The following is a 14036-nucleotide window of genomic DNA, read 5'->3' as shown; positions in this document are numbered from 1 at the left end:
ATAAACCATCACCAATGACCGCGTTTGCATTCAGAAAAATCTGTCAATTATGCGTTATTTAATTAAAAAGTCTCTTTGTGCTTCTGTTTTTTTTGTATTATTGTTCAAGTTAAGTTTAAATGTAATAGTACACATTAAATATAACAAATTTTCATTAATAAAGGAGATAAATATGATTAAATACGGAGTAATTGGAACAAATTTTATAACAGATTGGTTGATTGAAGCTGGAAAAGAAGTTAATGATTTTCAACTAGCAGCAGTCTATTCAAGAACAAAGCAACGGGGAGAAGAATTTGCTGAGAAACACAACGCTCCTCATGTTTTTACGAATCTTGAAGAGATGGCAAAAAGCCCCATGATTGATGCCGTATACATTGCCAGTCCAACTGCTTTTCATGCCGAGCAAGCAATACTATTTTTGAATCACGGCAAGCATGTTTTGTGTGAAAAACCGATTGCATCACATAATCAAGAAGTTGCGGAGATGGTTCGTACCGCTGAGAACAATCAGGTAATCTTAATGGAAGCAGTCAAAAACACGGCATTGCCAAACTTTCAACAACTTAGAACAGCGATTGATAAGATCGGACCGGTTAGACGAATGGTGACGAGTTACTGTCAATATTCATCACGTTATGATGCTTTTAAAGAAGGAAAGGTGCTAAATGCGTTTGATCCAACATTTTCAAATGGAGCATTGATGGATATCGGCTTGTACTGTGTCTATCCAATTATCGATTTATTTGGAAAACCTGATAGTATCAAAGCATCCGGCGTGAAGCTTTCATCTGGAGTAGATGGTGAAGGGACACTTCTATTAGCCTATCCTGACATGGAAGCTGTTGCGATGTATTCAAAAATCACACAATCGCATTTCCCATCAGAAATACAAGGGGAGAAAGGAACAATTGTGATCGATCATATTCAAAAACTGGAAAAGATCAACATTCACTACCTTGATGGACAGGTCGAAAAAATAAGTCTACCGCAAAACAACGCGGACATGAGTTATGAACTTCAGGTATTTCATGAAAAAATAAGCGGGAAGAATGAGTCATCACAAATCAATTCATTAGAAACATCCCTGCAAACAGCAAACGTGATGACCGAAGCGAGAGACCAACTTGACGTGGTTTTCCCTGCAGACGAGAGTCGAATGAAGTAACAGAAGTAAACATCCGAGACCAATATTAGATCTATGTGAAATAGCCCCATGCATATTAATTTTGCGTGGGGTATTTTATATTGTTTTGTCGTTTTTTGGTTGAGATACATGTATAATCGATGTAACTAACGTCGTGAACAAAGTGGCAATTTTTTAGTGAGGTGTGACAAATCAAAATGATGAAAAAATATCAAAAAATGATGTATGACCGGTTGCAAAAAACGATTACCGACTGGAAAAAGCGAGAGTACGTATATGAGTATGAATTATTTCGTTTTTTTCACAGTATAAAAGGTACGGCTGGAACGATAGAAATGAGAGCTCTCTCTCAAGAAGCGGGGAAAGTTCTCCTATTAGTAAATGAAAAAAGTGAAGATAAATGGAAAGAAGATGAGTGGGGATCATTTGTTCAACGATTGGAAGGTTTATTTCCTGAATTTCAAGTTGAAGAGAGGTCGTCTAATGCAGCAACTCAGGTAGAGTCAAACAGTGATACTCTTATTTCCAGTCAAGAGGAGATCCCATTCATTCTCTTAATAGATGATGATGTCGAATTTGTTACATTCTTAAAAGATTTTCTTGAAGAAAATGGCTTTCAAGTGGTAATTGCTCTGACGGGAGAAAAGGGTCTCGAGTTATTTTATAGTATGAAACCGAGTATGATTATCATCGATTATGTCCTGCCAGATATTGAAGGAATCTCTGTACTCGCTCGAATTATAGAGAAAGCACGACAAGATTTCACTCCAGTGATGATGGTTAGTGCCTATACCTCAAATGAAAATAGAAGAAGAGCCTATGAACTAGGCGCTCATGATTTCATTGGTAAACCGATCGAAAAAGATATTTTTATCCCTTTTATCAACAATCGTATGCTTTCAAGGGAACACATTCTCACGCAAATTGTGCAAGATGAACTAACAGGTGCGTTTAACCGTAAGTTTCTTGCGAGTGAGCTTGCCACTCAGATGCAACTACTTAAGCGAGGGATAAGCAGTGTTTATTCGTTCTCTTTGGTGGACTTGGATCATTTTAAAAAGGTTAATGATACTCATGGTCATCAAGTGGGAGATGAAGTATTAAAGGTCTTTGTAGATACTTTTGTGAAAATAAAAGATTTAGAAGATACAATTAGTCGCTATGGAGGAGAGGAATTTGCTGTTGTGTTGCCGAATAAGACTGCGGAACAGGCGATGGAGACAATTTCTCGTTGGCGCGACGAGTTTAGCCAAGTAGAAATTCAGACGGAAACTGGTCATTTATCTGTCAAATTCTCTGCTGGAATTAAGGAAGTGAACGACTCAAATCTTCATAGGAAAGTTATTATCGAACAAGCAGATAAAGCACTATACTATGCGAAAGATACGGGGAGAAATCAATCATCTGTCTATGAAGAAACACTAGAGAAACTGAAAACAAAAGATGAGGTGACGCTTATCATTGTCGACGACGATCGAATGGTTCGAGAAATGTTGATTCATCACTTTACAAAAAGACAGGCGATCTCCTCGCGTCCAATTAAGATAAAGGCCTATCCAGATGGTCTTGCGTTTCTGGAAGACTCTTGGTATGAAGTAAATCAGCAGTATGTCATTTTACTTGATGGTGTCATGCCAAAAATGGACGGAATCGAAGTGTTACAAAAAATTAGAGAAACATATGGAAACGATAACATTATCGTTTCGATGTTGACCGCCCGTAAAGGTGAACTTGAAGTCGCACGTGCTTTAAATATAGGAGCGGATGATTATATGTTGAAGCCTTTTAATGTTCAAGAAATCGCAGCGAGGTTGGACCGTTTAATTGAAAGAGTGTATAACTGATGATTCAAGTCGCATTATGGACGGCAGGGTCACTGTTACTTATTCAGTTGCTTTTGCTAGTTTATATTCTTATTAGTAAATCAAGTCAAGCTCGCTTCGAAAAAAAAGTTGAAGATGTTCAATTGAAAGTACAGGCGAAATATCTTTCTTATATTAGTGGAGATGCGGCAATTGAACCAAGACTTCCTAAATCCGAAAAGATTCATGTGGAAGTGTTAGAAAGATTGTTAAATGGAGTAGCAGACAACACTGCGAGTCCATTTGAGAAAAAGCGAATTCAAGAGATAGCTCAAACACATTTATCAACGATCTATCAAACAAAGTTAACTGAAAGTAGTTGGGCAGATCGTATAAATGCACTTTATTTCATTGAAGAGTTCATGCTAATAGATCTCAAGGAAAAGGTATGGGAACACCTCCTTTCCTTAAGACATGAAGATGAAGAGTACAGACAGACGTTAAAAGTTCTCGCATCGCTCCAAGACGAACGAATGATTAATTATATTGTCCAGCAAGGCGAAATTCCTATAGGCTTGACGAAGGAGTTGTTCCGTAGATTTACACCCAACTCTTTTCATAGACTACTAACAGAACTAGAAAAAAAAGATCAGTTAGTACCTGAGTCAATAGAATTGGCATTTATAGACTATTGTGGAGAGTCTGGGAACTATGAATTTTTATCATTTATTGAGAAAAAAATAGACGATTCACGGAAAGAAGTTCGACTAAGAGCCCTTCGTAGTTTATGTCAGTACCAATATTGTACGGATACAACTTGGATCCGTCGTTTTTTTGTTTCAGAGCAATGGGAAGAGAGAATGTACGCTGCAAAATTGACAGGAATTATGACTTTAACAGAATATAATGATGATCTGGTTTTTCTTGCAGGTGATCAGATTTGGTGGGTTCGATTTGCAGCTTGTGATGCGATAAAAAAGGTTCCCGATGGAGAAATATTATTGGAATATATATCTACTCATCATGAAGATACTTACGCAAGGGACATGGCACAACAAACATTAACGATGAGAGAGGGGCACCTATAATGAATGAAGGAATGTCTTTGGCTATTCAAATTATAGCGCTGATCATCATTGTTTATATGTTGCTTGTTGGATTCACCTATGTTGTCTTATTTGCAATTGGCAGTCCGCGAGTAAAGCGAGAAAGTAAGTTGAATCGAAAGGAACAAATTGAAGGTATCTCGATTAATAAAGATACATTTCCCGTCTCGGTGCTTGTACCAGCTTTCAATGAAGAAGTTGGAATCATTAGCACGGTTCGCTCCATGTTGGGGCTAGATTACCCGCAATTCGAAGTGATTGTGATTGACGATGGATCGAACGACTCAACGAGCGAAAGAGTCATTAAGCAATTTAATATGGAAAAAATCGATTTAGCGATGCGGAAATATGTGCAAACAGAACTCATTAAAAGTGCATATCAATCATCGCTTTATCCACACTTATTTTTAGTTCAGAAGGAAAATGGAGGGAAGGCTGACGCTCTTAATGTCGGAATTAACTTTTCACGGTACCCTTACTTTTCAGCCGTAGATGGGGACTCGATCTTGGATCGGGATGCCTTATTAAAAACGATGAAGCCGATTATTGACTCCAATGGATTGGTTACTGCAACAGGTGGAACAGTAAGAATCGCTAACGGATCGACGATCAATCATAGTGAAGTTGAAAAGATTTCACTACCGAAGCAACCACTCGTTATAATGCAAATTATCGAATATTTTAGAGCTTTTCTAATAGGTCGGTTAGGTTTGAGTCGGATGAATATTCTCCTTATTATTTCTGGTGCTTTTGGAGTTTTTGAGAAAAGTAGAGTCATAAAAGTAGGTGGCTACAATTCAAAAACGGTCGGAGAAGATATGGAGTTGATTGTTCGGATACATCGTTCGATTAAAGATGAAAAGTCCGATCAACGAATTGAATATATTCAAGACCCCGTTTGCTGGACAGAAGCACCGTCTACGCTTGCGTCACTTCGTTCTCAGAGAAAACGATGGCAAAGAGGTTTGGCAGAAACACTATGGACACATAGAAAAATGATGTTTAATCCGAAATACAAAGGGGTTGGACTCTTTTCAATGCCGTATTATTTATTCGTAGAATTATTAAGTTCTGTCTTTGAACTGTTAGGTTATTTTGTGATTATTTTTGGGCTGCTCTTTTCATTTATTTCAATTGAGGTCGCAATCGTGATGTTTCTCGTTACGGTTATGTATGGTTCTTTACTCTCAGCTTTAGCGGTGTTACTAGAAGAGTGGACATACCATAAGTATCCTGATTTAAGGAGTGTCGTCATCTTATTTATTTGGGCATTGACTGAGACGTTTTGGTATCGACCGCTCTTGGTATGGTGGCGATGTGAAGGGTTAGTTCATAGCTTACGAAAAAAATCAGATTGGGGAAATATGAATCGAAAAGGTATTTCGAACGATGAAAAGTAGGAGGCACTTTATGAAAAAAATACTTGTAGCAGACGATGAAGAAATACTTAGAATGCTCATTGTCGATACATTAGAAGACGAAGGTTTTGACATTGACGAAGCTGAAAATGGCGCGGAGGCGCTAGCAATGCTTGAGAAAGGTAATTACGATCTTACCATTCTAGATTATATGATGCCAGAAAAAACAGGAATTGAAGTTGTGAAAAGTCTATCTGATGAAGTGAAGAAAAGTACGAGATTGGTCATGTTAACAGCCAAGGCGCAAGCGAAAGATAAACAAGAAGCAATAGAAGCAGGAGCTGATTATTTCATGGCCAAACCATTTAGTCCGTCAGAGTTAGTAGTGATGATCAAGCAAATTTTTGCGGAAGGGCTGAAATGAGTGTGTTTAAAAGTATCCGATCCACATTTATTGTCATTGCGGTTATTTTATCATTTTTGCTAACGCTGTTAGGGACGACATATTATTTTCATCTAACCTCTGTTTTAGATGAATTGGAGCTTGAAAGACAACAGATCCACGCTAAAGCAAATCTCGTCAATGATATGGAAGATTCCTATAATGATATGGTCTTTCGTTCAAGAGGATATTATGCATATAAAGATGAAAGGGAATTGAACCGTTTTTATAGCAGCAAGAGGGAATTCAAAAGTCATTTGGATGAGTTTGATGAGTATGCAGAGTCAGAGCAAGAGAGAATATTATATGAAAATTTGGTTGCTTTTGTAACAGAATTTGAAGAGAATACGGTTCCAACAGCAATTTTTTATGTAGAAAATAATGATTATGAGAGTCTTCGGATGCTTGCTAATAGTGGAGTTACCGACACTATTAATGAATTTCTCACTTTTACGAGAGCGACCGAAGTAGAGTCAGCCGAACGAATGGATGAGATATACGATCAATCTATTAATACAGCCAACCAGTATACATTAATGACAATGGGTTTAAGTGCAGTAATTATCATTCTATTGATGGTATTAGGGGGCTATTTATTAAGTAAGGTACTAAGGCCAATCGAGCACTTAAAACAAGAAGTCAATGCGTTAGCGAATGGAGAAGATGTCTCTGTATCCCATAATATGGAAAAAAGACAAGACGAGATAGGGGAATTAAATCAATCTTTTTATGAAATGGCGCAAGTGATCCAAGGAAAAGAGGAAGAATTAACGGCACAAAATGAAGAATTACAAGCGCAGCAAGATGAAATTAACGATAGTCAAGAGCAAGTTAATTATTACATTGCTGACATCGAAAATATGACGAAGGCAATGAATCAGTTTTCTCTCGTAACGTCGATTGATAAAAATGGCGTATTCACCTACGTAAATGAAAAATTCACTATTTCTACTCAATATAAAGAGGAAGATGCAGTAGGGAAATCTTTTAAACTGTTGCAAGTGAGCAAAGAGGACCATGTTTTTTTTCAGAAAATAAAACAAAAAGTGCAATCAGGTTCGATTTGGAATGGTGAAGTCCGTTTTAGTAAAAAAGACGGGACGAATATATGGTTACAAATGACGGTTGTTCCGTATGTAAATGAATATGGTCAACCCTATCAGTATATTGCGATTGGATTAGATATTACAGGATCGAAGCAGACCCAGCATAAATTAAAGGATTCACTCAATCAAACTGAGAAAACGAAAGATAAATTAGAACGTTATAATCAATTAAATCATGCCATGTCATTGAACTTAGGGAAAGAAAATTTTGTTTCTACTGTTTTCAGTTATATAAATAAATTATATGAATTCGATAAAAGTGTAATGATGATCTTAGATGAACCAATATACCAAGCAATGGGCCTCACGGAAACGTCGATTGCCGATTTTATCGACCGGGATCATACTGAATTACTAGCAAGATTAAAAAGTCAAAATCACATTACTGTCACTAGAAATGCGACGGTAGCAGAACAAGGTCTTGTACCAGAAAAAATTGATGCTTTTGACTATTATACGACGATTCGAAATGCAAATGGTGAGGCAATGGCTATCTTTGCAGCGACAAAGGTTGGAAGACCGGTCAGTGAAAAGGACCTTGTGGAGATCGATGGAATTATGAACAGAGTCTCGATTGCGTTAGAGAGAGTACTTATTTATGAGGAAATGGAAGACTCTAGAAAGGTGAACCAAGATATTATTAACAATATAAATGAAGGCATTCATTTTGTTTCCAACGATGGTGAAATGATTCAGGTTAATGAAAAGATGTTTGAGATGGTTAGCTACAAAGAGGGTAGAAACAAGAAGCAGGTTACTAAAGATAAGTGGATTAAAGCATTCACTAAAAAAATTGTCGATCCTGAGATAACTGCTGACTTCTTTAATAAATCGATAGAAAAACATTATTTTGGAGGAATGAATCATCAATATATTCTCGATGATAAAAACGGAGAAAAGGTTGTCGAAGTATATGCTTCGAGCGTTTTTAATGATGATCAAGAACGCGTTGGAACTATTTTTGTTCATAGAGATATTACGAATGAACATGAGCTCGACCAAATGAAATCAGAATTAGTAAGCACTGTTAGCCATGAACTTCGAACCCCTTTGTCGAGTGTATTGGGGTTTACAGAATTATTATTGAAAAAAGACTTAAAACCAGAAAGACAAAGAAAATATCTTGATACTATTTACAGAGAAGCGAAACGATTAACGAACTTGATAAATGATTTTCTTGATCTTCAGCGCATGGAATCAGGGAAGCAAAAATATGAGATGACCACTTGTTCGCTAGATAGTATCGTTATGGATGTGATGAATAACTTTAAACATGTGAATACGCACCAACTTTCATTTGTAGATGAGTCGGTCTACGTAAAAGTGAAAGCTGATTTTGAAAGACTAGAGCAAGTATTAACAAACCTGATTAGTAATGCAGTTAAATTTTCTCCTGATGGAGGGAATATCACGGTAAAAATGCAAAATGAAAACAACCAGATGGTTGTCAGCATCGAAGACCACGGATTAGGGATTCCACATGAAGCTGTCGATAAATTATTTAGTAAATTTCATCGAATTGATCAAACTGATCGAAAAAAAATTGGTGGAACTGGCTTAGGACTAGCAATAGCAAAAGAAATCATTGATCAGCATGGTGGATCGATTTGGGTGGAATCAGAAGAAGGCACCGGCTCTACTTTTTATTTTAGCTTACCACTACTAGAGGAAGTTTCTATGGAAGGGAGTACGAAAATTGGCATAAATCCATCTAATAATCTACCTGGAACAGTGATGATTATAGAAGATGATACTAGCCTTGCTCTTCTTCTATCTGAAGAATTAAAGGCGAATGGTTTCCGTGTGATTCATCATTATGATCCACAAAATGCATATGAAGATATTGTTCGACTCGATTTAACGGCTGTCGTAGTTGATCTTATGCTTGGTGATGACATGGATGGCTGGGAACTGATTCAAACGCTCAAATCGAATCAAAAAACAAAGAATTTACCAATTATCATCTCATCGGCTCTTGATAGATCTGATGAAAAGGTTGAACTATATCAAGTAAACGAGTATTTAACGAAACCATATCCACCTGATAAATTATCAACGGCATTATTACAGTTTGTAAAATCCCATCACAATCAATCTGGTGAAGTGCTTTTTCCTAGTGATGACGGAGAAGAGTAAGTATTTTTTCAAGCCAAGCTGATTTAATGTACAAGGGGACTCCTCTTGTACATTATTTTTTGAATCACAGGTTACTTAGACAGTACAAGAAGTAGTCGCTTGTGACCTAAGGCGAGTGGAATTAGGAAAGACGGGTCACAAGAGGAAGCGTCTTGTGACCTAAGGCGAGTGGAATTTGGAGGGAAGGGTCACAAGAAGGAACGTCTTGTGACCTAAGGCGAGTAGAATTAGGAAAGAAGGGTCACAAGAAGGAACGTCTTGTGACCTAAGGCGAGTAGAATTAGGAAAGAAGGGTCACAAGAAGGAACGTCTTGTGCCCCAAGGCGAGTGGAATTAGGAAAGAAGGGTCACAAGAGGAAGCGTCTTGTGACCTAAGGGAGGAGGAATTAGGAAGAAAGGGTCACAAGAAGGAACGTCTTGTGACCTAAGGCGAGTGGAATTTGGAGGGAAGGGTCACAAGAAGGAACGTCTTGTGCCCCAAGGCGAGTAGAATTAGAAAGGAAGGGTCACAAGAGGAAGCGTCTTGTGCCCCAAGGCGAGTAGAATTAGGAAAGAAGGGTCACAAGAAGGAACGTCTTGTGCCCCAAAGCGAGTAGAATTAGGAAAGAAGGGTCACAAGAAGGAACAACTTGTATCCCAAAGCGATCCAGACTAGAAAAGATGCGGCACTTCACTATTAGAAGCATTGCCATCCAAAAGCACCACGCCAGCAACAAGATATCCAATTGTCATCGAATAGCCTTTGACATTTGCAACTATTTCAACGATAATAATTTTACTAAACTAGAACGTTACAAAAGGAGGTGAATGCAGATGATGTTTGAATTCTCACATGATTTAATCCCTGTACTTATCACAGTTAGTTTATACATGACGTTTGCTGGCGCACATTTGATCGAATTTATGGCTCATGAATCGTCAGCCGCCAATCGATCGATGACCGAAAAACAACTACATTCTTGGCGTAATCTGATGGTTCCCGAGAAAATGCTCCAAGATCATCACATTAAGAGACATACATGGATCACACGTATCATGAAACGTAAAGAGGGACCTGAGGATGATTCCGACTATTCATCCTTCTCGATATCAGTACTAACACAACTTCGAGGAGGATTCATGTGGGAAAAAAATCTGTATTCACTAGGCTTTCAAAATATAGTGCGTTAATTGTAATAGGAGGTTTGCTGCTCCTTGTTTTCAGTGGCTGTCAAGCTAGTTTCGAACCAGTTGACGCCGACACAGCAGGTGTGTTTAACCACTACATCATTTATCCAATTTCATTCTTGATCAAATTCCTGGCTGGCATTTTCAGTGGAAATTACGGTTTATCGATAGTTTTCACGACGCTGTTGATACGATCAGCGCTCTTGCCACTAATGATGAAGCAATACAAAACACAAATGTTAACGCGTGAAAAAATGGCTATTATTCAACCAGAAATGAACGACTTGAAAGAGAAATACAAAGATAAAAAGTCAGCAGAAGACAAGCAAAATATGCAAAAGGAAATGATGGAACTTTATCAGACGCATAACTTCAATCCAATTACGTCGATGGGTTGTTTGCCTATGTTGATCCAATTTCCAATATTGATTGGCTTCTACCAAGCAATCATGCGCACCCCAGAAATTGCGGAGCACAGTTTCCTTTGGTTTAACCTTGGAACAACCGACATGATCTTGCCATTTCTCGCTGCTGGAGTTTATTTTTTCCAGTTTAGAGTTTCGCAAAAAGGGATGCAATCTTCAGTTTCGCCTACGGGTACGAACGCTGCACAACAAAAGCAGATGGCAATGCTCGGGTACCTCACACCAATTCTTATGGGGGTATTTTCATTCAATGTTGCCGCTGCCTTACCGCTATACTGGACGGTAGGTGGTTTGTTTCTCATCTTCCAAACCGTCCTATTTAAATGGATGTACCGTGAAAAGAAACCAGCATTAAAACCAGCCGTCGAGACAGATTAATTACTAAAAACACCTGCAGGAGCTGGTCGACAGCACTTTGCAGGTGTTTTTTTGTCGATAAGATTGAACGCGAAAAAACCTAATGAAATACGCTGCCTAAATTCGAAGCAACTAAAGCAGCATCACATCCACGCTATAACGTCTCTGAAATATACTAACTACCGATGGTCAACGTGCTCTGGATATAAGTCATGCTGGAGCAAGCGACTTTCAGCAAAATTGACCCACTTCGTTTCTGGTTGACCGTAATTGACATACGGATCAATCGAAATACCACCACGAGGTGTAAATTTACCCCAGACCTCAATATAACGCGGATCCATTAATGCCACTAAATCATCGAGGATCGTATTCATACAATCTTCGTGAAAATCCCCGTGATTTCTAAAACTAAATAAATATAGCTTCAACGATTTACTTTCAACCATTTTTTCATTAGGAATATAACTAATATAAATCGTTGCAAAGTCAGGCTGTGCTGTTATTGGACAAAGGCTCGTGAATTCAGGACAATTGAATTTCACGAAAAAATTCCGATGTGGATGACGGTTTTTAACCGATTCAAGAATGGATGGATTGTAATCCATGCTGTATTCCACTTGTTTATTTCCCAGTAAATGAACTTCATTTTCTCGGTTATGAGACATAAGATGTTTCCTCCTTTTCAGTGACTTTTGTTTCTTTTTTCAGCCACTTGACTGTTAAGTATATAAATGGTGTATCTCCTAAAGCGATCACAAGTTTGACGAGGTACTGAGTAACCATCATCGTCAATAATGCGCCTAACGGCATCGTTCCAGCGAACGCAATCGTGACAAAAATTGCGGAATCAAGCAATTGGCTTGTTAACGTGCTACCATTGTTTCGAAGCCATAAATGTTTACCGTTCGTCAATTGCTTCAGTTTATCGAATAAGTGGACATCGAATAGTTGAGAGATAAAATAGGCAACTAGAGAAGCGGCAACCACACGCGGAACTGCACCTAAAATCATTTCAAACTCCGCTTGCATTTCCCAAAACCCAGCAGGAGGTAAATGAACCGCTCCGAAGAAGAAGACGAGCATTAGTAAATTCGTAAATAATCCAATCAATACAACTTTTTTTGCTGTATTTTTTCCAAAAACTTCAGAAATCGAATCTGAGATCAAGAAAGTCAGAGGGTATGTTAAAATCCCCGCTGTTAAAACGATCGATCCCATCGAAAATAGCTTTGTGGAAACCACATTAGACACAAACAAAGCTGTAAAGAAAATTCCAGCTAGCAAAATTAATTTATCTTGTTTCGTCAACGTGACCACCTCGTTTTATCCCAAGAGTCACAAACGAATCTTCAGCTAACATCGTTTTACAATTTAACCGATTGTAAGCCACTTTCCATCTTTTCATACAAACCACATCCTAGTTTTAGTTTTTATAGCGGAGGATGGTTACGAACTCCGCTCAACCGTATACTTTAGCACATTTTGATCTAAAAGGTAAGCAAACTAACCTAAAAATAATACTATGTTAGCTATTTTTTTAAAATTACCGAGCCAATGTTATAGCCCACTGCAAGGATTAACGAAAACCGTTATCGTCATCCATTTCAATTACTAATAAATTTCGGTATGATAGACAAGACGGAATGGAGGAACGGATCTATGGAAACGACAATTAAAGTCATAAAGGCGCAATCAAATAAATATCAATCAGGCTATCCTTTGCTAATGAAGGAAGCACTCGTAAATCCACACGTGTTGAAAACGCCAGGGCAACATTTAAACGTGGTCGATGAGCAAGGCGTATACATAGGCAAAGCATACTATGGTCTGCAAAACAAAGGGGTTGGTTGGATTGTTACCAACAAAAAAGATCAAGCGCTCAATCAAACCCTTTTTGACGAAAAAATAAGTAAAGCAGTCGAACAACGAACCGCCTTTTATGATGACCCGGACACAACTGCTTTTCGCGTTTTTAACGGTGAGGGCGATGGGATTGGTGGAATAACAATTGATTATTTCGACGGATATTACTTGATTAATTTTTATAGCGAAGGCATTTATCAATTTAAAAATAACGTCGTTGAGGCAATCTCAAAAAACACGAATTTTCAGGGGATTTATGAGAAGAAACGTTTTGCAACTGACGGAAAGTATCTTGACGATGATGATTTTGTCACGGGGGATCGCGGAGAATTTCCGTTAATTGTTCAAGAAAATGGTGTTAATATTGCTGTCTATTTAAACGAAGGGGCAATGGTGGGGGTATTCCTCGATCAACGGGATGTAAGAAAAGCAATTCGTGATCGTTACGCATACGGAAAGACAGTGCTTAATACATTTTCTTATACGGGTGCGTTCTCAATCTTTGCGGCTTTAGGGTCTGCAGCAAAAACAACTAGTGTCGACTTAGCGAATCGCAGTTTACCGAAGACGATCGAACAATTTGCGCTAAATGAATTGGATTACCAAGAACACGAAATTTATGTGGAAGATGTATTTAAGTTTTTCAAACGAGCTGTTAAGAAAGAAAAGCGTTACGATACTGTGATTCTTGATCCACCTAGCTTTGCTCGTTCAAAAAAAACGACCTTCAGTGCTGCAAAAGATTATAAGGACTTATTAAAACAAGCAATTGCAATCACAGAAGATGATGGGGTTATCATTGCATCGACAAATCATTCAGCTGTTAGTCGCAAAAAATTCCGCGGATTTGTCGATAAAGCATTCACTGAATTAGGACTTGGTTTCAAAATCATCGAGAACTATTCGTTGCCAGATGATTTTCGTGTGCACCCTGCCTACCCTGAAGGCGATTATTTGAAAGTGTTGTTCATTCAAAGAGTATAGAGTGTGAAGAAGAGGGAAAACACTTAGCAAAAGAGTAACCGATATAAACAAATTATCGGGCCAAAATTAGAAAAAATCTCAAACTAACTACAAACTAGTCTTAGGACATGGATATCCGGGGATATTTATGATATAACGAT

The 14036-nt window shown here is 38.1% G+C and carries 11 protein-coding genes; 9 read left to right on the top strand and 2 right to left on the bottom strand.

The genetic code is table 11. The features are described from left to right. Positions 1–172: 172 nt before the first annotated feature. The 8 genes from ACM26V_RS16770 to yidC all read left to right on the top strand — a co-directional run bounded on the left by ACM26V_RS16770 (position 173) and on the right by yidC (position 11067). The gene (locus ACM26V_RS16770) at positions 173–1168 is read left to right on the top strand and encodes a Gfo/Idh/MocA family protein (RefSeq protein ID WP_416147883.1); all 996 of its coding nucleotides are present in this window, start codon (positions 173–175) and stop codon (positions 1166–1168) included. 176 nt (positions 1169–1344) lie between these two features. After that, complete coding sequence (locus tag ACM26V_RS16765; protein WP_416147882.1) at positions 1345–2991, top strand: response regulator; 1647 nt, start codon at positions 1345–1347, stop codon at positions 2989–2991. Then, positions 2991–4037, top strand: a complete 1047-nt coding sequence (locus tag ACM26V_RS16760) for a hypothetical protein (RefSeq protein WP_416147881.1) — start codon at positions 2991–2993, stop codon at positions 4035–4037. The genes ACM26V_RS16765 and ACM26V_RS16760 overlap by 1 nt, the downstream gene beginning before the upstream one ends. Then, positions 4037–5455, top strand: coding sequence for a glycosyltransferase family 2 protein (locus ACM26V_RS16755; protein WP_416147880.1), 1419 nt, complete (start codon positions 4037–4039; stop codon positions 5453–5455). Before ACM26V_RS16760 ends, ACM26V_RS16755 begins: the two co-directional genes overlap by 1 nt. Before the next feature lie 10 nt (positions 5456–5465). Continuing rightward, entirely contained in the window at positions 5466–5837 is a 372-nt protein-coding gene (locus tag ACM26V_RS16750; RefSeq protein ID WP_416147879.1) for a response regulator transcription factor, read from the top strand. After that, positions 5834–9097, top strand: a complete 3264-nt coding sequence (locus tag ACM26V_RS16745; RefSeq protein ID WP_416147878.1) for an ATP-binding protein — start codon at positions 5834–5836, stop codon at positions 9095–9097. Before ACM26V_RS16750 ends, ACM26V_RS16745 begins: the two co-directional genes overlap by 4 nt. An 813-nt stretch (positions 9098–9910) precedes the next feature. After that, on the top strand, positions 9911–10267 hold the full coding sequence (locus ACM26V_RS16740) for a hypothetical protein (RefSeq protein WP_416147877.1): 357 nt from the start codon (positions 9911–9913) through the stop codon (positions 10265–10267). After that, complete coding sequence (gene yidC, locus ACM26V_RS16735) at positions 10219–11067, top strand: membrane protein insertase YidC (protein WP_416147876.1); 849 nt, start codon at positions 10219–10221, stop codon at positions 11065–11067. Before ACM26V_RS16740 ends, yidC begins: the two co-directional genes overlap by 49 nt. Before the next feature lie 158 nt (positions 11068–11225). Here yidC and queF read toward each other — a convergent pair whose 3' ends face one another. Then, positions 11226–11714: a preQ(1) synthase gene (gene queF, locus ACM26V_RS16730; protein ID WP_416147875.1), complete on the bottom strand. Its 489-nt coding sequence runs from the start codon at positions 11712–11714 to the stop codon at positions 11226–11228. Beyond that, complete coding sequence (locus ACM26V_RS16725; RefSeq protein ID WP_416147874.1) at positions 11704–12366, bottom strand: queuosine precursor transporter; 663 nt, start codon at positions 12364–12366, stop codon at positions 11704–11706. Before ACM26V_RS16725 ends, queF begins: the two co-directional genes overlap by 11 nt. Positions 12367–12708: 342 nt before the next feature. On the opposite strand from ACM26V_RS16725, the gene ACM26V_RS16720 reads away from it, so the two are divergent. Next, positions 12709–13896 (top strand): class I SAM-dependent rRNA methyltransferase, encoded by a 1188-nt coding sequence (locus ACM26V_RS16720; protein WP_416147873.1) that lies wholly within the window; start codon positions 12709–12711, stop codon positions 13894–13896. Positions 13897–14036 lie beyond the last annotated feature (140 nt).

It is taken from the genome of Salipaludibacillus sp. HK11, assembly GCF_047795645.1.
Taxonomy (GTDB): domain Bacteria; phylum Bacillota; class Bacilli; order Bacillales; family Salisediminibacteriaceae; genus Salipaludibacillus.
This window is presented reverse-complemented; position numbering and strand designations above follow the sequence as displayed.

Bases quoted from the DNA above. Each gene is read 5' to 3' on its own strand.
- ACM26V_RS16765 (WP_416147882.1), top strand. From the start codon at position 1,345: ATGATGAAAAAATATCAAAAAATGATGTATGACCGGTTGCAAAAAACG.
- ACM26V_RS16745 (WP_416147878.1), top strand. From the start codon at position 5,834: ATGAGTGTGTTTAAAAGTATCCGATCCACATTTATTGTCATTGCGGTT.
- ACM26V_RS16750 (WP_416147879.1), top strand. From the start codon at position 5,466: ATGAAAAAAATACTTGTAGCAGACGATGAAGAAATACTTAGAATGCTC.
- ACM26V_RS16770 (WP_416147883.1), top strand. From the start codon at position 173: ATGATTAAATACGGAGTAATTGGAACAAATTTTATAACAGATTGGTTG.
- ACM26V_RS16760 (WP_416147881.1), top strand. From the start codon at position 2,991: ATGATTCAAGTCGCATTATGGACGGCAGGGTCACTGTTACTTATTCAG.
- ACM26V_RS16720 (WP_416147873.1), top strand. From the start codon at position 12,709: ATGGAAACGACAATTAAAGTCATAAAGGCGCAATCAAATAAATATCAA.
- ACM26V_RS16740 (WP_416147877.1), top strand. From the start codon at position 9,911: ATGATGTTTGAATTCTCACATGATTTAATCCCTGTACTTATCACAGTT.
- queF (WP_416147875.1), bottom strand. From the start codon at position 11,714: ATGTCTCATAACCGAGAAAATGAAGTTCATTTACTGGGAAATAAACAA.
- ACM26V_RS16755 (WP_416147880.1), top strand. From the start codon at position 4,037: ATGAATGAAGGAATGTCTTTGGCTATTCAAATTATAGCGCTGATCATC.